21 protein-coding genes and 1 tRNA gene are annotated in these 17,665 nt (G+C 64.3%); 16 read left to right on the top strand and 6 right to left on the bottom strand.

All coding sequences use genetic code 11. The features are described from left to right. The first annotated feature begins 17 nt into the window (after positions 1-17). The 4 genes from ACP159_RS20960 (at position 18) to ACP159_RS20945 (ending at position 2,458) form a co-directional block, all read left to right on the top strand. Positions 18-626: an SH3 domain-containing protein gene (locus tag ACP159_RS20960; RefSeq protein ID WP_425101675.1), complete on the top strand. Its 609-nt coding sequence runs from the start codon at positions 18-20 to the stop codon at positions 624-626. A gap of 131 nt (positions 627-757) precedes the next feature. Further along, positions 758-1,591 (top strand): SDR family NAD(P)-dependent oxidoreductase, encoded by an 834-nt coding sequence (locus tag ACP159_RS20955; protein WP_425101674.1) that lies wholly within the window; start codon positions 758-760, stop codon positions 1,589-1,591. Between the two features lie 82 nt (positions 1,592-1,673). Beyond that, positions 1,674-1,874: a twin transmembrane helix small protein gene (locus tag ACP159_RS20950; RefSeq protein ID WP_425101673.1), complete on the top strand. Its 201-nt coding sequence runs from the start codon at positions 1,674-1,676 to the stop codon at positions 1,872-1,874. 2 nt (positions 1,875-1,876) lie between these two features. Then, positions 1,877-2,458, top strand: coding sequence for a cob(I)yrinic acid a,c-diamide adenosyltransferase (locus tag ACP159_RS20945; protein ID WP_425101672.1), 582 nt, complete (start codon positions 1,877-1,879; stop codon positions 2,456-2,458). A 28-nt stretch (positions 2,459-2,486) separates the two neighbouring features. Here ACP159_RS20945 and ACP159_RS20940 read toward each other — a convergent pair whose 3' ends face one another. Both ACP159_RS20940 and ACP159_RS20935 read right to left on the bottom strand, forming a co-directional pair. Further along, a complete protein-coding gene (locus ACP159_RS20940) occupies positions 2,487-3,032 on the bottom strand; it encodes a pseudouridine synthase (protein ID WP_425101671.1) in 546 nt (181 codons plus the stop codon). After that, on the bottom strand, positions 3,029-3,478 hold the full coding sequence (locus tag ACP159_RS20935) for a nucleoside deaminase (protein WP_425101670.1): 450 nt from the start codon (positions 3,476-3,478) through the stop codon (positions 3,029-3,031). Before ACP159_RS20935 ends, ACP159_RS20940 begins: the two co-directional genes overlap by 4 nt. Before the next feature lie 83 nt (positions 3,479-3,561). Here ACP159_RS20935 and ACP159_RS20930 point away from each other — a divergent pair, with 83 nt between their 5' ends. The 7 genes from ACP159_RS20930 to ACP159_RS20900 all read left to right on the top strand — a co-directional run bounded on the left by ACP159_RS20930 (position 3,562) and on the right by ACP159_RS20900 (position 10,094). Beyond that, complete coding sequence (locus ACP159_RS20930) at positions 3,562-4,452, top strand: pseudouridine synthase (RefSeq protein WP_425101669.1); 891 nt, start codon at positions 3,562-3,564, stop codon at positions 4,450-4,452. Between the two features lie 105 nt (positions 4,453-4,557). Beyond that, positions 4,558-4,752, top strand: a complete 195-nt coding sequence (locus ACP159_RS20925) for a hypothetical protein (protein ID WP_425101668.1) — start codon at positions 4,558-4,560, stop codon at positions 4,750-4,752. An 8-nt stretch (positions 4,753-4,760) separates the two neighbouring features. Then, the gene (locus ACP159_RS20920; protein WP_425101667.1) at positions 4,761-5,591 is read left to right on the top strand and encodes a hypothetical protein; all 831 of its coding nucleotides are present in this window, start codon (positions 4,761-4,763) and stop codon (positions 5,589-5,591) included. 175 nt (positions 5,592-5,766) lie between these two features. Further along, on the top strand, positions 5,767-6,654 hold the full coding sequence (locus ACP159_RS20915) for a 5-bromo-4-chloroindolyl phosphate hydrolysis family protein (RefSeq protein WP_425101666.1): 888 nt from the start codon (positions 5,767-5,769) through the stop codon (positions 6,652-6,654). Positions 6,655-6,692: 38 nt separating this feature from the next. Next, positions 6,693-7,892, top strand: coding sequence for a toxic anion resistance protein (locus tag ACP159_RS20910; protein ID WP_425101665.1), 1,200 nt, complete (start codon positions 6,693-6,695; stop codon positions 7,890-7,892). A gap of 2 nt (positions 7,893-7,894) precedes the next feature. Continuing rightward, positions 7,895-8,872: a DUF2927 domain-containing protein gene (locus ACP159_RS20905; RefSeq protein WP_425101664.1), complete on the top strand. Its 978-nt coding sequence runs from the start codon at positions 7,895-7,897 to the stop codon at positions 8,870-8,872. Between the two features lie 106 nt (positions 8,873-8,978). Next, positions 8,979-10,094: an SPFH domain-containing protein gene (locus ACP159_RS20900; RefSeq protein ID WP_425101663.1), complete on the top strand. Its 1,116-nt coding sequence runs from the start codon at positions 8,979-8,981 to the stop codon at positions 10,092-10,094. A 57-nt stretch (positions 10,095-10,151) separates the two neighbouring features. Here ACP159_RS20900 and ACP159_RS20895 read toward each other — a convergent pair whose 3' ends face one another. Then, positions 10,152-11,513, bottom strand: coding sequence for a cytochrome P450 (locus tag ACP159_RS20895; protein WP_425101662.1), 1,362 nt, complete (start codon positions 11,511-11,513; stop codon positions 10,152-10,154). Positions 11,514-11,612: 99 nt separating this feature from the next. On the opposite strand from ACP159_RS20895, the gene ACP159_RS20890 reads away from it, so the two are divergent. Both ACP159_RS20890 and tuf read left to right on the top strand, forming a co-directional pair. Continuing rightward, the gene (locus ACP159_RS20890) at positions 11,613-12,167 is read left to right on the top strand and encodes a hypothetical protein (protein WP_425101661.1); all 555 of its coding nucleotides are present in this window, start codon (positions 11,613-11,615) and stop codon (positions 12,165-12,167) included. A gap of 313 nt (positions 12,168-12,480) precedes the next feature. Next, positions 12,481-13,656: an elongation factor Tu gene (tuf, locus tag ACP159_RS20885; protein ID WP_425101637.1), complete on the top strand. Its 1,176-nt coding sequence runs from the start codon at positions 12,481-12,483 to the stop codon at positions 13,654-13,656. Between the two features lie 198 nt (positions 13,657-13,854). On the opposite strand, the gene ACP159_RS20880 is transcribed toward tuf, so the two are convergent. Next, complete coding sequence (locus ACP159_RS20880) at positions 13,855-14,085, bottom strand: hypothetical protein (RefSeq protein ID WP_425101660.1); 231 nt, start codon at positions 14,083-14,085, stop codon at positions 13,855-13,857. A 491-nt stretch (positions 14,086-14,576) separates the two neighbouring features. Next, positions 14,577-14,828, bottom strand: a complete 252-nt coding sequence (locus tag ACP159_RS20875; RefSeq protein WP_425101659.1) for a hypothetical protein — start codon at positions 14,826-14,828, stop codon at positions 14,577-14,579. Between the two features lie 400 nt (positions 14,829-15,228). Here ACP159_RS20875 and ACP159_RS20870 point away from each other — a divergent pair, with 400 nt between their 5' ends. Both ACP159_RS20870 and ACP159_RS20865 read left to right on the top strand, forming a co-directional pair. Next, positions 15,229-16,224, top strand: a complete 996-nt coding sequence (locus ACP159_RS20870) for a zinc transporter ZntB (protein ID WP_425101658.1) — start codon at positions 15,229-15,231, stop codon at positions 16,222-16,224. Positions 16,225-16,277: 53 nt separating this feature from the next. Beyond that, positions 16,278-16,353, top strand: a tRNA-Trp gene (locus tag ACP159_RS20865). Between the two features lie 118 nt (positions 16,354-16,471). Here ACP159_RS20865 and ACP159_RS20860 read toward each other — a convergent pair. After that, a complete protein-coding gene (locus ACP159_RS20860; protein WP_425101657.1) occupies positions 16,472-17,044 on the bottom strand; it encodes a hypothetical protein in 573 nt (190 codons plus the stop codon). Between the two features lie 248 nt (positions 17,045-17,292). Between ACP159_RS20860 and secE the strand changes: the two genes are divergently transcribed. Further along, the gene (gene secE / locus ACP159_RS20855) at positions 17,293-17,493 is read left to right on the top strand and encodes a preprotein translocase subunit SecE (RefSeq protein WP_425101656.1); all 201 of its coding nucleotides are present in this window, start codon (positions 17,293-17,295) and stop codon (positions 17,491-17,493) included. Positions 17,494-17,665: the final 172 nt, after the last annotated feature.

The following is a 17,665-nucleotide window of genomic DNA, read 5'->3' as shown; positions in this document are numbered from 1 at the left end:
CATGGGGGACAATGGCCATGCACCGTGTGATTTTTCTGACTTTCGGATTCCTGGGGTGGGCCTGGTACGAATTGTCCGGCGGCAGTGCCTTCGTGCCAGGCGAACATTCGCTTGCGCTGCTTGCCCCGCCGATCACCTATGACGCCCCTGCCGAACCCCGGCGCGTCGCGATGCTCAGCACGAAGTCGGAAACGCCGCTTCCCGAGTCCCAGATCATCCGCCGCGAGCCGGTGGAAGCCGCCAAGCCCGAGGTTCCTGAAGTCACCCGCACCTCGGGGATGGGCACCGCTGGTCTGACCGACCTGTCGGGTCTGACCGAAATTGCCGTCACCGAACCGGATGCCGAAGCCGATCCCGTACAGTTGATCGTGACCGCGCTGCAGGCCGATGCGCCGCCCGCCACGCGCACGGCGGAGGCGTCGAGCATTGATTACCGCACGGTGAGTGGCAGCGTGGTGAATCTGCGCAGCGGTCCGGGCACCGGCTACGATGTGGTGGCGCAGCTCTTTGAGGGCGAAGAGGTCGAGGTCATGCAGGATGCCGGCGGTGGCTGGGTGCAGCTGCGGGCGATGGCTGGCAACAACGAGATCGGCTGGATGTCCGATCGCTTCCTGATCGCCTATTGATCGGACGGTGGTGCCGCCCGGACCTTGGCGCGGCGCGTGTGAGGGATATGACGCGCGGCCCTTGCGCCGCGCGTCGGTTTTTTCGGGGTCGGCGCTTTCAAGCCTCCCATGAAACGCAGTAGACGTCCGGCATGACAGGCAAAACCATTCTCATCACCGGCTGTTCCTCCGGGATCGGTCTCGACGCGGCGCGCGGCTTGAAGGTGCGCGGCTGGCGGGTGTTTGCGTCCTGCCGGCAGGACGTCGATTGCGAACAGCGACGGGCGGAGGGTTTCGAGAGTCCGCGCATCGACTATACCGATCCTCAGAGCATTGAGAGCGGGCTGGCCGAGGTGCTGGCCGCGACCGGCGGCACGCTGGACGTGTTGTTCAACAATGGCGCCCATGCCATCCCGGGCGCATTGGAAGACCTTCCGGCGGGGGCGCTTCGCACGATCTTCGAGGCGAATGTCTTTGGCTGGCATGACCTGACGCGGCGCGTGATTCCGGTCATGCGGGCGCAGGGGCAGGGGCGGATCGTCAACCATTCTTCGGTGCTCGGGCTGGTCTCCCAACCGTGGCGCGGCGCGTACAACGCGACCAAATACGCCATGGAAGGGCTGAGCGATACCTGGCGGCTGGAGATGGCGGGAACGGGTATTCATGTCGTGACACTGAACACCGGGCCGGTGACGTCGAAGATCCGGGTGAACGCGATCCCGCATTTCGAGCGCTGGGTGGACTGGCGCAGCTCGGCGCGGCGCGAGGAATACGAGGCGAAGCTCCTGAAACGGCTCTATGAGGACCGCGGAAAGGACGCTTTCGAACTGCCTCCCTCGGCGGTGACCGCGAAGCTGATCCATGCCTGCGAGGCATCGCGTCCACGCCCGCGGTACTACATCACCACACCGACGTGGATTTCCGGCATCGCGCGACGTGTGCTGACGACGCGGCGGCTCGACTGGCTGATGGGCAAGGGCCGCTGACGCGGCGAGATGTCCGTGCGCTTCGGGTTCGCATTCCCGCGAATCCCCGCTATGTGAGGGGCAAGCATTCAGGAGACTTCCCGTGTTCCAGGACCCCCTCTTTCTCGTCGTCGCGGCGGCCATGCTGGCCGTTGTGGCGATCCTTCTGTTCGGCATAGGCTCGTTCGCCAAGGGCGGCGCGTTCAACCGCAAGTACGCCAACAAGGCGATGCGCTGGCGGATCATCGCGCAGTTCGTGGCGGTGATGCTGATCCTGCTGTTTGTCTGGATAAGGAGGAACTGAGCATGGTCGTTCTGAACAGGATTTACACCCGCACCGGGGACAAGGGCGACACGGCGCTGGGCAATGGCACCCGCGTGCCGAAATACGATGCGCGGGTTGAGGCTTACGGGACCTCGGACGAATTGAATTCCTGCCTCGGTATGGCGCGGCTGCATGCGGAAGGAGACGTGGATGTGGCCCTCGGGCGCATCCAGAACGATCTGTTCGATCTTGGCGCGGACCTGTGCCGCCCCGACCGGGACAAGGATGGCGAGGCGGGGTACACGCCGCTGCGGATGGTCGCGTCTCAGGTCGAGCGGCTGGAGCGCGAGATCGACGCGATGAACACCCGGCTGGAGCCCTTGCGCAGCTTCATCCTGCCGGGCGGCTCGGCGCTCTCGGCGCATCTGCACCTGTGCCGGACCGTGGCACGGCGGGCGGAGCGGCTGGCGGTGGAACTGGCCTCGGTCGAGGATGTGAACCCGGATGCGGTGAAATACCTCAACCGGCTGTCCGACTGGTTCTTCGTCGCGGCGCGGATCGCCAATGACGAAGGCCGCGCGGATGTGCTCTGGGTGCCGGGGGCAACGCGGGACAGTGAGTAAATTTTCAGTCTGAAAATTTGCTCACCCTTCAGGCCGGTCGCCACTGGCCCGGAGGCAGGCCGTCAAGCGACCATTCCCCCACGGACCAGCGCACCAGCCGCAGGCAAGGCAGGCCCACATGCGCCGTCATGCGACGCACCTGCCTGTTGCGGCCCTCGGTGATCGTGAGTTTCAGCCAGGCATCCGGGACCGATTTGCGGAAGCGGACCGGCGGGTCCCGGTCCCAGAGCTCGGGCGCGTAGATCACCGTGCAGTGCGCGGGCCGCGTCGGCCCGTCGTTCAGGGTCACGCCCTTGCGCAGCGCCTCCACCTGCTCCGCAGTTGGTGTGCCTTCGACCATGACGAGGTAGGTTTTCGGCTTCTTGAACTTCGGCGAGGCGATGCGAGCCTGCAGGGCGCCGTCGTCGGTCAGCACCATCAGCCCCTCGCTGTCGCGGTCGAGCCGTCCCGCCGGGTAGACGCCCTTGAGGTCAATGAAGTTTGACAGCGTCGGGCGCGGGCTGCCCTCGGTGCCCTTGTCGGTGAACTGCGAGAGCACGCCGTAGGGTTTGTTGAACAGGATGACCCGGCTCATCGCCGCGCCTCGAAGAAATCTTTCAGCAGCGCAGACGCAGCCTTCTCGGACATGCCGTCATAGACCTCTGGCGCATGGTGACATTGCGGATGGGCAAAGACCCGTGCCCCGGTGCTGACACCGCCGGACTTCGGGTCCGGTGCGCCGTAGTAGAGCCTGCGGATGCGCGCGAAGCTGATCGCCCCGGCGCACATCGGGCAAGGCTCAAGCGTGACATAGAGGTCGTGATCCGGCAGGCGTTCCTGACCCAACGCGGCGCAGGCGGTCCGGATGGCGAGGATCTCGGCGTGGGCGGTGGGATCGTTCAGCTCCCGCGTGCGGTTCCCCGCTTCACTGACCACCGCACCCGAGGGAGCGACCACGACGGCGCCCACGGGCACTTCGCCGCGATCAGCGGCGGCGCGGGCTTGCGCCAGGGCGCGGTCCATGTGCGAGGCAAACGGCATGGGTGGTCTGATACAGTCGAAACGGCGCAGGGGGAAGCGGGGAAGGGCTTTGACAGCCCTGCGAAACGCTGTAGAGGAGCGGCATGTCAGACACGCCTTCCAGCACCCCGCCCGGCGACCGCATCGCCAAAGTCATCTCCCGTTCCGGCGTCGCCTCGCGCCGTGAGGCGGAGCGCCTGATCGCGGACGGCAAGGTGAGCGTCAACGGCACGGTCATCGACAGCCCGGCGCTCAACGTGACCGGCAAGGACCGGATCGTGGTGGACGGCACGCCGCTCACCGCGCCAGAGGAGCCTCGGCTCTGGCTCTATCACAAGCCGGTGGGTCTCGTGACCACCAACAAGGACGAGCAGGGGCGCAAGACGATCTTCGACGACCTGCCGGAGGACATGCCGCGGGTGATGAGCGTCGGGCGGCTCGACCTCAATTCCGAGGGGCTCTTGCTGCTGACCAACGACGGCGGCATCAAGCGCAAGCTGGAATTGCCATCCACCGGCTGGCTGCGCCGTTACCGGGTGCGGGTCAACGGGCGGCCGACGGATGCGCAACTCGAACCCCTGCGCAAGGGGATCGAGGTGGAAGGGCAGAAATTCCAGCCGATGATCGTCACGCTCGACCGCCAGCAGGGGGCGAATGCCTGGCTGACTGTGGGGCTGCGCGAGGGCAAGAACCGCGAGATCCGGCGGGCGATGACGGATATCGGCCTGACGGTGAACCGGCTGATCCGTTTGTCATACGGTCCGTTCCAGCTGGGCCAGCTGAAGGCGGGCGCGGTGGAAGAGGTGCGGCGCAAGGTGATGCGCGATCAACTGGGGCTGGAGGGTGACGACCCGGTGGGCACGGCGAAGCCGAAGGCGGCGAAGCGGCCGGGCAAACCGGCAAAACCAGGAGTCAAAGCTGGCAAGACGACAGACAAACCGGCGGGAAAACCCGGCGTCAGCCGCACGCGGAAGCCGAGCCAGGGAAGAAAATGATCTCCTTTTTTTGCAATCGGTTTACCGGGCTTTAACTACTTCATCGAATTTCCCGAAGGGTGCCCCGTTTTCGCCCGGATTCGCGGGCAGCTTGGCGGCATGATGATGACGCTGCTGACCCTCTCGATTCTCGGTTTGTCCACGTTCCTGGCGATTGCCGGACTGCGGACGGTTGCCCAGGATACCTATCATACGCTCACCCACGCGGCGGTGCGGGCGCGCCAGTCCGGTGTCCTGATCCCGCGTTTGTCGTTCCTGCTTCTGTGGGTCCTGATCTTTGCGCTGAGCTACATGTGGTGAGGGTGGGCATGCGCGGGATCTTCGGGACGTCCGGCTTCAAGCGTAGCGGCAATCTCGATCCGGGATTGAACGTCCTGTTCCTTGCGGCCTTTCCGTTGGTGCTCTGGTTGTTCCAGGGATCAAGCGCGGCGGTCGTCGTGGCACTTGTCGAAATGGGGTTGTTTGCGGCCGCACTCCGGCTGATTTCCTCCGGCCACAAGGTGCAGCGTGCCTATGAGCAGGCCGAAGTGGCTTATCGTCCCAAGGTGCCGCGCAAGGTGCTCGGCTCGCTGCTGATCGGCGTGATGGTGATGATCCTCGCCGGGATGCATTTCCATACGCTGATGTTCCCGGTGCTGCTCGGCTTCTTTGCCTTCGGGCTTGGGCTTTCCGCCTTCGGGCTCGACCCGATGGCCGACAAGGGGCTGGACAATCCCGAGGTGCTGGCCCGGCTGGAGGCGGCGGATTACATCGAACTCGTGAACGATACGCTGATCGAATTGTCCGAACGGGTCGCGGCCCTGGGTGACGCGGAACTGACCGTCAGGACCGACGGCGTGCGCAACATGGCCTCGCGCGTGGTCAAGGCGATGTCGGGCAACCGTCAGGACCTGCGCCGGATGAACAAGCCGGTGGACAAGTTCATCGAGATCCTGAGTACCGAGATCGGCCGGCTTGAGCAGGTCTGGGGCGGCGAGAATACGGCCTTTGCCCGCCGCCGTTACCTCGCCAAGTTGCAGGTGCTGGCGGACAGCTTCGAAGAGCGCGCCCGGCGCAGCGGTGTCAAATCGGGCCGCGATGTCTTTGACATGGAAGCGGACATGCTGCTTGGGCGGATGCCGCAAGAAACTGCTGCCTGAGAAAGAGTTTGACCTCTTCCCCCTAGCAAGCGCAGCATTTTGCCCTTAAGTTTTCGGTGAAAGCGTTACCGGACGGGGGTTTCATGTCCACAACCGCCCTGCAGAAAATCACCTATGTGCTCTTGATCGTGCTCCTGTTCGGGGTCGTGACCGGCTGGCTCGGAGGGCTTTGAGCATGGCGCAACGTTTTGGTGGCAAATACAGCCCTGACGGGAGCACAGTGACCCCGGAGGATCGACCGGAGACGCCTGCCTTCAAGGGCGCCAAGGTCGATCCGGTGGGTGCGCGCTCCAACGTGCTGTTTGTTCCGCCGATCGTTCTGGCCGCGATGTCGCTGAACGATGGCGCCATCGGGCTTGCCACGGGACTTGTCGGAGCCGGGGCGCTGCTGCTCGGGGCCTGGCTGCTCCGCGACGGGCTGAAGGCGCAGGCGGCTTATGACGAGCGCCGCGTTGCGCGCCGCCCGGGCATTCCGCGCAAGATCTTTGCCGCCGTCCTGTGCGGTATTGGCACCGCGATTGCGGTTTACAAGGGCGAACCGGGGTTCGCCGCGCCGGTGATCTTCGGCCTTGCGGCGACGGCGCTGCATATCGGGGCATTCGGGCTGGACCCGTTGAAGGACAAGGGCATGGAAGGGATCGACACCTTCCAGCAGGACCGCGTGGCGCGGGTGGTGGACGATGCGGAGGCGCATCTGGCCGCGATGAGCGACGCCATCAAACGCGCGGGCGACCGGCAGGTCGAGGCGCGGGTCGAGCGGTTCCAGATCAAGGTGCGCGAGATGATCCGCACCGTCGAGGAGGACCCGCGCGACCTGAGCGGCGCACGCAAGTTCCTCGGTGTATACCTGATGGGCGCGAAGGATGCGGCGGCGAAATTCGCCGATGTCTTTTCCCGCACGCAGGATCGCGGCGCGAAATCGGATTTCATGATGCTGCTGACCGATCTCGAAGAGAGTTTCGGCAAGAAGACCGAAAAGCTGCTCCTGGACAACAATGCCGATCTGACGGTGGAAATCGAAGTGTTGCGGGATCGTTTGCAGCGCGAAGGTGTTCGTCTCTGACAGGGACGGTTCAAGTCATAATAACCATGGGGGACGAGATGTCCGAAAACGTACGTCAAAAGGCCGCTGCCGCTCTGGCCGAAGTGGAACAGGTCAATGCGGTCATCCTGCCGCCGCCGGCGGAAGCCAATGCGGTCGTGCCGCTGGCCGAGGCCCCCGCGGAGGTCGGCGAGGAAATCCGCACCCGGATGGACGAGATCGACATGGGCGATACCAATTCCATCGTCTCTTTCGGCTCGGCGGCGCAGGCGGAGTTGCAGGAGATTTCGCAGGCCATGCTGCAGGACGTGCGCAACAAGGACGTCGGCCCGGCGGGCGACAGCCTGCGCGGAATCGTGACGACCATTCGCGGCTTTTCGGTCTCCGAGCTGGACGTTCGGCGGGAGCGGACCTGGTGGGAAAAGCTGATCGGCCGCGCCGCGCCGTTCGCCAAGTTCACCGCCCGGTTCGAGGAGGTGCAGGCGCAGATCGACAAGGTCACGGACAACCTGCTGGAGCATGAGCACAAGCTCCTGAAGGACATCAAGTCGCTCGACCTGCTTTATGAGAAGACACTGCAGTTCTACGACGAGCTGGCGCTCTACATCGCGGCGGGCGAGGAGAAGCTTAGGGAGCTCGATACGGTCGATATTCCGGCGAAGGAAGCCGAGGTGCAGGCCGCCGCCGAGAACGACCAGATGATCAAGGCGCAGGAACTGCGCGATCTTCGTGCCGCGCGGGACGATCTGGAGCGCCGGGTGCATGACCTGAAGCTGACCCGTCAGGTGACGATGCAGTCGTTGCCCTCGATCCGCCTCGTTCAGGAGAACGACAAGTCCCTGGTGACCAAGATCAACTCGACGCTGGTGAACACCGTGCCGCTCTGGGAGACCCAGCTGGCGCAGGCGGTGACCATCCAGCGCAGCGCCGAGGCGGCGGCGGCCGTGCGGGACGCCAATGACCTGACCAACGAGCTGCTGACCTCCAACGCCAAGAACCTGCGCGACAGCAACAAGATGATCCGCGAGGAGATGGAGCGCGGCGTCTTCGACATCGAAGCTGTCAAGCAGGCCAACGCGGATCTGATCGGCACCATTCAGGAGAGCCTGCAGATCGCCGACGAGGGCAAGAAGCGTCGCGCCGACGCGGAAGCGGAACTCAAGAAGATGGAAGCCGAACTGCGCGACACGCTGGCCAGCGCCAAAGCGCGCCGCGACGGTGTCGGCGACAACGCGGCCACGTCGGTTCCGGCAAGCTGACCATGACGGGACGGGGCGGGTTCCGGGCGGTCCTGGCCGCCGCTGTGGCCTTCGCGGCCCTTGCGGGCTGTGAGGACACCGCGCTCGCCCCGCGCTCCACCGCGGTCAAGCCGCACGAGCGACCGGCAGAGGTTCGTCCTGCGCCGGAGGTGGCCGAGGTCGGACCCTCTGCCCAGAGCCTTGCCCTGCAGAAATACTACGCCTCCATCCAGGCCGACCTTCTGGTGCGCGGTCTGCTGCGCACCGACGGGGGCGGACCCGATACCGCCTTCACCGATACGATGCTGGCGCGGAATTTCGAACGGATCGCCCTGGCGGAGGAATACGAGCGCGGTGCCGGTCTGACGCCGTCACGGGGCGAGCTTGGTGCCATCAAGAAATGGGTCAAGCCGGTGCGGCTGTCGGTGGAGTTCGGTGCCCGGGTGCCCAAAAGTCAGATCGCCGAGGACCGTGCCTGGGTCTCGCAATACGTGGCCAAGCTGGGCAGCATCACCGGGCACCCGATTTCCCTGAGTGCGCCCGCCGCCGCCAATTTCCACGTGCTGTTCATGTCCGAGGACGACAAGGCCGAGATCAAGCCGCGCATCAGGGCGCTGGTGCCGGATGTGAACCCGGCCTCGCTCGACGTGTTCGACAACCTGCCGCGCTCGATTCATTGCCTGGTCATCGCGTTCTCCGAGGAGCCGAACGGCTATTCCTACGGCGAGGCCATCGCGGTGATCCGCACGGAGCATCCGGACCTGCTGCGCCGGTCGTGCATTCACGAGGAAGTGGCGCAAGGACTTGGCCTCGGCAATGACGATCCGCGCGCGCGTCCGTCGATCTTCAACGACGACGACGAATTCGCGCTGCTGACCGGACATGACGAACTGCTGTTGAAGATCTTGTACGATCCGGAGTTGAAGCCCGGCATGGATGCCGAGGTCGCGATGCCGATCGTGCGCCGGAAGGCGGCGGCGCTGCTGGGTGGGTCGAGTTGATGCGCAGGAATTGAACCCGCGGCCTTGCGCTCACATATGGGTGAGTGACGGTGCAGGATGTGGGGAGTGAGCGTTCCGGACGGGCGCGAAGAGAGAGGGTAAAAGCATGGGTATTCTGGATTTTCTGTCTGGCCAGTTCATTGACGTCATCGAATGGACCGACGACACGCGCGACACGATGGTCTGGCGTTTCGAGCGGCAGGGCCACGAGATCAAGTACGGCGCAAAGCTGACCGTGCGGGAAAGTCAGGCGGCGGTTTTCGTGCACGAGGGGCAGTTGGCGGATGTGTTCACGCCCGGGCTCTACATGCTCGAAACCAACAACATGCCGATCATGACCTCGCTCCAGCACTGGGACCACGGCTTCAAGTCGCCGTTCAAGTCCGAGGTCTACTTCGTTTCGACCAACCGCTTCACGGACCTGAAGTGGGGCACGAAGAACCCCATCATGCTGCGCGACCCGGAGTTCGGGCCGACGCGCATCCGGGCCTTCGGCACCTATACCATCAAGGTCGCCGATCCGGCGCTGTTCATGCGCGAGATCGTGGGCACCGACGGCGAGTTCACGATGGACGAGGTCTCGGGCCAGATCCGCAACATCATCGTGCAGGAGTTCTCCAACGCGATTGCCAAGAGCGGCATTCCGGTTCTGGACATGGCGGCGAACACCGGCGAGGTGGGCAAGCTGATCGCGCAGGCCATTGATCCGGTGATCGCAGGCTACGGCCTGACCCTGCCGGAACTCTATATCGAGAACATCAGCCTGCCGCCTGCTGTGGAAAAGGCGCTGGACGACCGGACCAGCCGGGGCATTCAGGGCAATCTCGACGATTACATGAAGTACAAGGCCGCCGATGCGATGGCCGCCGGGGGCGGCATGTCCGAAGGCGTCGGCATGGGCATGGGCGCGGCCATGGGCATGCAGATGGGCCAGCAGATGGGCGCGGCCATGGCACCCTCGCCCGCCTCATCCGGAGCGCAGGGCGCGGCGGTTCCGCCGCCGCCGCCGGTCGAGCATGTCTGGCACATCGCCGAGAATGGTCAGACCAAGGGACCGTTCTCCCGCGCCGATCTCGGCCGCATGGTGTCCACGGGCGAGCTGAAGCGGGAAACGCATGTCTGGACGCAAGGACAGGATGGCTGGAAGAGGGCCAACGATGTGGCCGAACTGGCGCAGCTGTTTACCGTCATGCCGCCGCCCCCGCCGCCGCCGGGGATGTGAGATCAGGCTTGATCTGAAAACGCCGGGCCGATGGTCCGGCGTTTTGCTTTCGTGCCGTCAGAGCGGTTCGGCCTCCAGCCAGACGCCGCCCTCAGGCCGCAGGGTCAGGATCATCACGGGCTCCGGCCTGCGCCCCTTGACGGCCGTGAAGCGGAAGTTGGCAAGCAGCGTGGCCAGCACGATCACCGCCTCCTGAATGGCGAAAGAGGCCCCAATGCAGATGCGGGGGCCGTCCCCGAAGGGCAGGTAAGCGTAGCGACCCGGCTTGCCCTGTTGCCAACGGTCGGGGCGGAAGGCGTCGGGCTGGTCCCAGAGCAGATGGTGCCGGTGCAGGGCATAGATCGGCAGGATGACCGTATCGCCCTTCCGGATCTCCCGTCCGACCAGCGTGTCATCGGCCAGCGCCGTGCGCGAGACAAGGCCGGCTGGCGGGTAGAGGCGCAGAGCCTCGTCGACGATACTGCGAATGAATGGCAGCCGCTCCACATCGGCTCCGGTTGCCACGTCGCCCGAGACGACGGACAGCACCTCCTCCCGCGCCCGGTCCTGAACCGCCTGGTCGAAGGCGAGCAGGTATAGCGACCAGGAGAGGGTGAGCGCCGTGGTCTCGTGCCCCGCGACGATGAAGGTCAGCAGGTTGTCCCGCAGCTCCGCCGTGTTCATCTTGCGTTTCGTCTCCGGGTCCTCCCCAGCGAGCAGCAGGTCCAGAAGGTCCGGCACCCCCTCCGAAGCCCGTTTCGACCGGGCGTCGATGGCCTTGTCCGCGACCTTCTTCATCTGCGCGACACCACCCGCCGAGAACACGCGCCCGGGGCGCGGCACCCAGTCCGGCAAACCCAGCAGATCGAAAAGCGAGACCTTGGCGGCCTCGGCGATATAGCCGTCGATGGCACCATGCACCGCGTCGCGGTCGAAGCCTTCGTCGCCGGAAAAGGTGACGTCCGAAATCACGTCGAAGGTCAGGCTGACCATTTCGTCGAGAAAATTCACCGCTCGCGGCCCGGCGGCGCGGATGCGCTCCACGGAACGCCCGGAAGCGGCGGACATGATCGGCGCGAGGTTCATCACGTTGCGGTGCGAGAACGCGGGCGCGGCGGTGCGCCGTTGCCAGCGCCAGTGCGCACCCTCCGCGATGAACAGGGATTCTCCGATGGCGGGGCGCAGGAGGTTCTTCGTGACCAGCGATTTCGGGTAGCTGTCGAGCTTCTCCAGAAGCACCTTGCGTATGCCGTTCGGGTCCATCAGCATGTGCCAGCGTTTGCCGGTCCGACCAGACAGGATCGGCTGACGCGTGGCAACCTCGGGGATGATCGAAAGCACGTTGCGGCGCGTGGCTTTCAGGCTTTCCCAGAATCCCATCGGCCGCGTCACGAGAGGAACGCGGACCGGCAGGGGCGGATGGGGATCATGCATGGTCATGCGCTATAGATAAGCCCGGGGCATGCCATGGCAAAGGCGTTCGATTGCATGTATGCGTGTTTCCGCGTTAACTGGCGGGACGCGACTTTGGGGGATGGAATGATCCGATTGACGACTGCCCTGGCGCTGGCCCTCGGCCTTGCCGCCTGCTCCGAAACACCTGTCGACCTGAGCCAGCCGGCGGTTGCGCTGGGGAATTTCAAGCTCGGCCATTCCGAGGTGGTGGCGCCGAACCTGCAGCAACTGCTGGTCTCGCGTGACGCCACGGCGGAGGAATGGTCGCAGGTGGTGGACGAGGCCTTCGAGGAGCGGTTCCGGCGGTACACCGGCGATCAGTTCTATCACATCGGGGTCAGTGTCGAGGCCTACTCGCTGCCGCCGCCCGTGGTGCCGGGAAAGTCGGCCCTGGCGATCAACGTGACGATCTGGCAGGACGCGACGCAGTCCAAACTGAACGCCAAGCCCGAACCGATTCATGTCATCAAGGTCTTCGAATCACGTCTGTCCAAGGACAAGGCCGCGCAGATGCGCGGGCTGGCGCAGGAAGCCGCGCTGTTGACCGAAAAATGGATGCGCGAGCAGCAGGCCGCGAAGGGATGGTTCGGCGGACTTCCGGCGGAAGAGGCGCAGGCCGAGGTGGCTGCGGACAGCTGAGCAACCCGCCGGGTGCGCCGCGGGCACGTGCTGCCACGAGGCTTGCCCGTGCCTTGATCCCGGCGCTTGGGAAGGCGCAGACTGCAGCGCCGGAGCCACGGGGTGCTGTGCCGCTCCAGCGCGTTTGGGCGCCGGTCGCCCGCTGGCTTCGGCGTTGATCGCGTCCCCGGACAAGCGCAGGCGCCGCATGCTCCAGGTTGTGGGCGCATGAGGTTTCATCCGCACTTGATTTTCCTTGGCTAACCCAATATGTCGCCCGCGATGAAACCCCCCGGGTCGCGTGTGGCCCCAAAACCGTGAGGCGTCTGAAGAGATGGGTAAGGCAAAGTTTGAACGCGGCAAGCCGCACTGCAACATTGGCACGATCGGTCACGTTGACCACGGCAAGACGACGCTGACGGCTGCGATCACGAAGTATTTCGGCGAATTCCGCGCCTACGACCAGATCGACGGCGCGCCGGAAGAGAAGGCGCGCGGCATCACGATCTCGACCGCGCACGTGGAATACGAGACCGAGAACCGTCACTACGCGCACGTCGACTGCCCCGGCCACGCCGACTACGTGAAGAACATGATCACCGGCGCGGCGCAGATGGACGGCGCGATCCTCGTGGTGAACGCGGCTGACGGCCCGATGCCGCAGACGCGCGAGCACATCCTGCTCGGCCGCCAGGTGGGCATCCCCGCCATGGTGGTGTTCATGAACAAGGTGGACCAGGTGGACGACGAGGAGCTCCTGGAGCTCGTCGAGATGGAAATCCGCGAACTGCTGTCGACCTACGACTTCCCGGGCGACGACATTCCGATCATCGCAGGGTCCGCTCTGGCTGCCATGAACGGCACCAACCCGGAAATCGGCGAAGAGAAGATCCGCGAGCTGATGGCCGCCGTGGACGAGTACATCCCGCAGCCGGCCCGTGCCGTGGACCAGCCGTTCCTGATGCCGATCGAAGACGTGTTCTCGATCTCCGGCCGCGGCACCGTGGTGACCGGCCGTGTCGAGCGTGGCGTTGTGAACGTCGGCGACGAACTGGAAATCATCGGCATCAAGGCCACGCAGAAGACCACCTGCACCGGCGTCGAAATGTTCCGCAAGCTGCTGGACCGCGGTGAGGCCGGCGACAACATCGGCGCCCTGCTGCGCGGCATCGACCGTGACGCGGTGGAGCGGGGCCAGGTGCTCTGCAAGCCGGGTTCCGTGACCCCGCACACCAAGTTCGAGGCCGAGGTCTACATCCTGACCAAGGAAGAGGGCGGCCGTCACACGCCGTTCTTCGCGAACTACCGCCCGCAGTTCTACTTCCGCACGACGGACGTGACGGGGACGGTCGAGCTGCCGGAAGGCACCGAGATGGTGATGCCGGGCGACAACCTGAAGTTCACGGTCGAGCTGATCGCGCCGATCGCGATGGAAGACGGCCTGCGCTTCGCCATCCGCGAAGGCGGCCGCACCGTCGGTTCGGGCGTCGTGGCCAAGATCCTCGCGTAAGCGATGCCGTAGGGTGGGTCTGTGACCCACCAATCGCTCTAGAAACAAAGAAGGGCGTCTCCGAAAGGAGGCGCCCTTTTTGTTTGCAGCACATGGTGGTTGCCCGTGACTGTGTAGAAAAGGCCGCCTGATGCAGGCGGCCTTTTCGCGGGGGAACCGCGCACCGGGGAGACGGGTGCGCGGCTCTGGTCGGCTGGATCAACGCAGCAGCGTCCGGACCTTGAACGCTTTCGAGCCTTCGCTGTCACCGGACTGAATGACGGCAAGCAGCTGGTTCGCCTTGGTCGAGGTCAGGCCCGACAGGTCGGCGTTCGGCGCGTAGAGCTGGATCGTGTGCAGATCTGCAGCCGACGGGGTGTTGCCCATGGCGTTGGCGGCACCGGTAAAGCCTGCGATTGCGACGAGGGCGATTGCGAGAGTGCGTTTCATGATACGTTTCCTTTTCTTCGTTTGATTTCGGCGGTTTGGCCGTTGGTTGAGAGGAGTGGTCAGGTCCGTGTCCTGACTGAAACGAAGTTATGTGCGACTGTCGAAAATCGGAAATCACGAAGCGATATCAGGGAGTTCACGCAACTGTGCCGTTGACTTTCGGCTGATCGTTACTTCATGTGTGCGTGAGTGCACATGAAAAGTGCGGCTCAACCTGGCTTGGTGGATTGCGCTGCCGTTGCGGAAGACGGCGCGTGAACAGGGTGGCGGACAAGCGTTCGGTTTCGGCTGATCACAGTTTCTTGTGCGCGAAATCGCCCGGAATGTTTCGGTGATCTCGCGTGCGCGTGATGGTTTCGGGACGCTACGGTGCGTTCCGTGATCGTGACGCACCGCGACTCACGGGTGCGATAGGGGGTTGCACCGGACAAAAAAAGGGTGCCTCCCGCAGGAGACACCCTGACGTCATCGAGACGTGGATGCGGTCGATGTCAGCCTCTCGGGTCGATCCCGGCCTTCCTGAGCAGATTGCGCACAATGCCGCGCGTCAGACCGTTGGATCGTCCGGAATGGATGACCGCGAGGATCTCATGCGCCTTGCGCATTTGGATCCCGGAAAGATCGGCCTGCGGGGCATAGCTTTGGATGGCGTTGAGCTGAACTGCCGAGGGGCGGTTTGGTTCGGAGGCCTGAGCCGTGCCGACGAGGGCAAGCATGGACAGACTGGCAATGATACGATTCATTATTAACCCTTTTTAGTCTTTGTGCCTTTGGTAGCAGTGACGTTCCTGAGCGTCAACGCGATGGCGGGACGACGTGCGCTCCTTTCGGCAATACGCCTGGCAGGCTTTGGCGGATGCCGCTTTGTCGCTGGCGACGCATGTCGCAGGCTGCCCATGCCTCCGATGTTTGCCCGTCCGGTGACCATCGGGGCGACGAAGGTGGATGGCTGTGGGTCCCATTGTATCAGGCGAGACAGGACTCACGGCACGCGGACCACCGCGATCCGGGAGGAAATCCTGTGACTGATTGGAATAGCATGGGGGTGGTCGAAGGTTCGGCCTTCGTGGCGGTACCTCAATGCCCAGATGCACTGTTGCGAAGACGCTTTGCACGCGCGGGTCATCGGTCTAAACCAAGCGTATGGCCAGACTTGTTCCCGCGCCCGAGGCGCTGATCGCCTTTGCTCACGTCCTGAACGGTCCCGATGCCGGCCGTGCGCTTGCTCCGGGCGAGGCGCCGTTGCTCCTGCGGGAGGATACGCTGGCCTGGGTGCATTTGCACGCCCACCATGCCGAGGCGCCGGGCTGGATCATCGAGAACCTCGGGTATCTCGATCCGACCATCGTCGATGCCCTTGTCGCCGAAGAGACCCGTCCGCGGGTGACGCGCGTGCAGAACGGGCTGATCGTGATCCTGCGGGGCATCAACATGAACGCGGGCGAGGACCCGGAGGACATGGTTTCGGTGCGCATGTGGATCGACCCGTGCCGGATCATCAGCCTGTCGCGGCGACGGGTGCGCGCCGTGGAGGATATTGCTGCGGAGCTGTCCACCGGGCATGGGCCCCAAGATGCGGCGGCATTCCTGGTGCGTCTCACGGAGAGATTGAACTACCGCATCGAGGATTTCTGGAACGGTCTCGAGGATCAGGCGGATACGATCGAGGAAGACGTCCTGCACGAGTCGCCGCCCGACGACCTGCGGGCGAATCTGGTCGAGTTGCGGCGGCGGGCGATCATCCTGCGCCGTTATCTGCAGCCTCAGCGCGACGCGATGCGCATGCTGCAGGCCGTGCATCCGGACTGGATCGCGGAGGATAACCTGCGGGAACTGGCGGAGGAACTGGACGCGCTGGAGCGCGTGGTGGAAGACGCGGATGCCATGCGCGACCGGATGGCGCTGGTGCGGGACGAGCTGGCCGGGCAACTGTCGGAGCGGTTGAATCGCAACATGTATCTGCTGTCGATTCTCTCTGCCCTGTTCCTTCCGCTCGGCTTCCTCACCGGATTGTTCGGGATCAACGTGGGTGGTCTGCCGGGTGCAGGCACGCCGGACGCGTTCTGGCTGTTCAGCGGAGGCCTGCTGGCCGTGTTGTTCCTGCAGTTGCTCATCCTGCGAAAACTGCGGTGGATCTGACGATTTCCCGCTTGCAAAGCACCCGGGGCTTTCGTAAACGGACATCCGGCCTTAGGGGTATAGCTCAGCTGGTAGAGCGACGGTCTCCAAAACCGTAGGTCGCGGGTTCGAACCCTGCTGCCCCTGCCACGTTCTTCGAACAGTCTTGTCTGCCGTCTTCTGTGCCTGCACGTGTCTGCATTAGGCACGAAAAAGGGACGCCATGGCGGCGCCCCTTTCGATTTGCCCGATCAGTATGACCCAACGATCAGCTTGCGAGGGCTGCGCGGATCACGGTCTCGATTTGCTTCCGGTCACCGCCGGTGAGCGCGGCGCGGATCTGGCGGCTTTCCTGGGCGTCGATCTTCGAGAAGTCCGCGTTCGGCTGGATATTGATGATCTCGGCTTCCTCCGCTGCCGTGAACTGCACGGCGTCGAGCATGCCCTTGTTGGCGGACAGCGTCTCGAACACGCGCTTGATCTCCTGTTCGTCGCCGCTGACGATTGCGCCGCGGATCTCGACGATTTCGCCGTTGGTAAGCAGCGACACGTCAGCGTCCGGAACGGCGTTGTAGATTGCGTTCAGCTCGGCTTCGTTCAGCGGATCGGCAACGATCGCGTTGTCGGGGGTGAGGTAGGCCTGCAGCTTGGCGGCGCGCTCGGTGTCGTCGCTCTCTGCAGCCGCGATGACAAGAAGGTCATCAACCTGCTGCTCGGTCAACATGGTGACGTCAACGCCCGGCAGGTAGTTCTGCAGCATGGAGAGCTGCCCTTCGGTCGCGGCGTAGGCGCCGCTGGCAAGCGTGGCGACGAGGGCGGTGGTTGCAATAAGACGTTTCATGTCGTCTCCTTTCGAGTTTCGAACTGTTCGCGGAGTGAGGGATGTCGCTCCGTCGTTGCGAGCTAAACCGCGCTCAGCCAAGGATGTTCCGCTTTTGGCGATCACTGTCTCGTCAGCGGGCGTGACTTGAAATCCCGTACGGCGGCCTATCAACGCCAGCGGTGCGGGACGCTACAGGGTTGTCATTTCCGCGCCGGATGCGTAGATACGCCCGAACTCTCCATCCCGAGCAAAGGCAGCCGACAGTCATGGCCCGCACAGTCAATCCGCTTCAGTTCATCCAGCAGGTCCGCGCCGAGGTCTCCAAGGTCGTCTGGCCGACCCGCCGCGAGGTCATGCTGACGACGATCATGGTCTTCATCATGGCGACCTTGACCGCGATCTTCTTCGCGCTGGTGGACATCCTGATCCGCAGCGGGCTTCAGGGCATCCTGACCTTCTTTGGCTGACACGCCGCGCCCGCCTCTTGAACTCGGGCGGGCTTGGGGTTAGTCACTCGACAATCATGAAGGGCGTGCACCGATTCGAGTTGCACGCCGCTTTTTTATTTCCCGCCGGGATCGTGCGGGGTAAGACGGAAAGGCCCCTTCCGGGGTGGCCTTATGAGACGAGGAAGAGCCA

The organism is Tropicibacter sp. S64, from assembly GCF_049803835.1.
GTDB lineage: Bacteria > Pseudomonadota > Alphaproteobacteria > Rhodobacterales > Rhodobacteraceae > Pacificoceanicola.
The sequence above is the reverse complement of the archived record's forward strand: the minus strand, read 5'-3'. Positions and strand labels throughout refer to the sequence as shown.

Excerpts from the sequence above, each read along its gene's own strand:
- ACP159_RS20960 (WP_425101675.1), top strand. The coding sequence starts at position 18 with ATGCACCGTGTGATTTTTCTGACTTTCGGATTCCTGGGGTGGGCCTGG.
- ACP159_RS20955 (WP_425101674.1), top strand. The coding sequence starts at position 758 with ATGACAGGCAAAACCATTCTCATCACCGGCTGTTCCTCCGGGATCGGT.
- ACP159_RS20945 (WP_425101672.1), top strand. The coding sequence starts at position 1,877 with ATGGTCGTTCTGAACAGGATTTACACCCGCACCGGGGACAAGGGCGAC.
- ACP159_RS20940 (WP_425101671.1), bottom strand. The coding sequence starts at position 3,032 with ATGAGCCGGGTCATCCTGTTCAACAAACCCTACGGCGTGCTCTCGCAG.
- ACP159_RS20935 (WP_425101670.1), bottom strand. The coding sequence starts at position 3,478 with ATGCCGTTTGCCTCGCACATGGACCGCGCCCTGGCGCAAGCCCGCGCC.
- ACP159_RS20930 (WP_425101669.1), top strand. The coding sequence starts at position 3,562 with ATGTCAGACACGCCTTCCAGCACCCCGCCCGGCGACCGCATCGCCAAA.
- ACP159_RS20925 (WP_425101668.1), top strand. The coding sequence starts at position 4,558 with ATGACGCTGCTGACCCTCTCGATTCTCGGTTTGTCCACGTTCCTGGCG.
- ACP159_RS20920 (WP_425101667.1), top strand. The coding sequence starts at position 4,761 with ATGCGCGGGATCTTCGGGACGTCCGGCTTCAAGCGTAGCGGCAATCTC.
- ACP159_RS20915 (WP_425101666.1), top strand. The coding sequence starts at position 5,767 with ATGGCGCAACGTTTTGGTGGCAAATACAGCCCTGACGGGAGCACAGTG.
- ACP159_RS20910 (WP_425101665.1), top strand. The coding sequence starts at position 6,693 with ATGTCCGAAAACGTACGTCAAAAGGCCGCTGCCGCTCTGGCCGAAGTG.
- ACP159_RS20905 (WP_425101664.1), top strand. The coding sequence starts at position 7,895 with ATGACGGGACGGGGCGGGTTCCGGGCGGTCCTGGCCGCCGCTGTGGCC.
- ACP159_RS20900 (WP_425101663.1), top strand. The coding sequence starts at position 8,979 with ATGGGTATTCTGGATTTTCTGTCTGGCCAGTTCATTGACGTCATCGAA.
- ACP159_RS20895 (WP_425101662.1), bottom strand. The coding sequence starts at position 11,513 with ATGACCATGCATGATCCCCATCCGCCCCTGCCGGTCCGCGTTCCTCTC.
- ACP159_RS20890 (WP_425101661.1), top strand. The coding sequence starts at position 11,613 with ATGATCCGATTGACGACTGCCCTGGCGCTGGCCCTCGGCCTTGCCGCC.
- tuf (WP_425101637.1), top strand. The coding sequence starts at position 12,481 with ATGGGTAAGGCAAAGTTTGAACGCGGCAAGCCGCACTGCAACATTGGC.
- ACP159_RS20880 (WP_425101660.1), bottom strand. The coding sequence starts at position 14,085 with ATGAAACGCACTCTCGCAATCGCCCTCGTCGCAATCGCAGGCTTTACC.
- ACP159_RS20875 (WP_425101659.1), bottom strand. The coding sequence starts at position 14,828 with ATGAATCGTATCATTGCCAGTCTGTCCATGCTTGCCCTCGTCGGCACG.
- ACP159_RS20870 (WP_425101658.1), top strand. The coding sequence starts at position 15,229 with ATGGCCAGACTTGTTCCCGCGCCCGAGGCGCTGATCGCCTTTGCTCAC.
- ACP159_RS20860 (WP_425101657.1), bottom strand. The coding sequence starts at position 17,044 with ATGAAACGTCTTATTGCAACCACCGCCCTCGTCGCCACGCTTGCCAGC.
- secE (WP_425101656.1), top strand. The coding sequence starts at position 17,293 with ATGGCCCGCACAGTCAATCCGCTTCAGTTCATCCAGCAGGTCCGCGCC.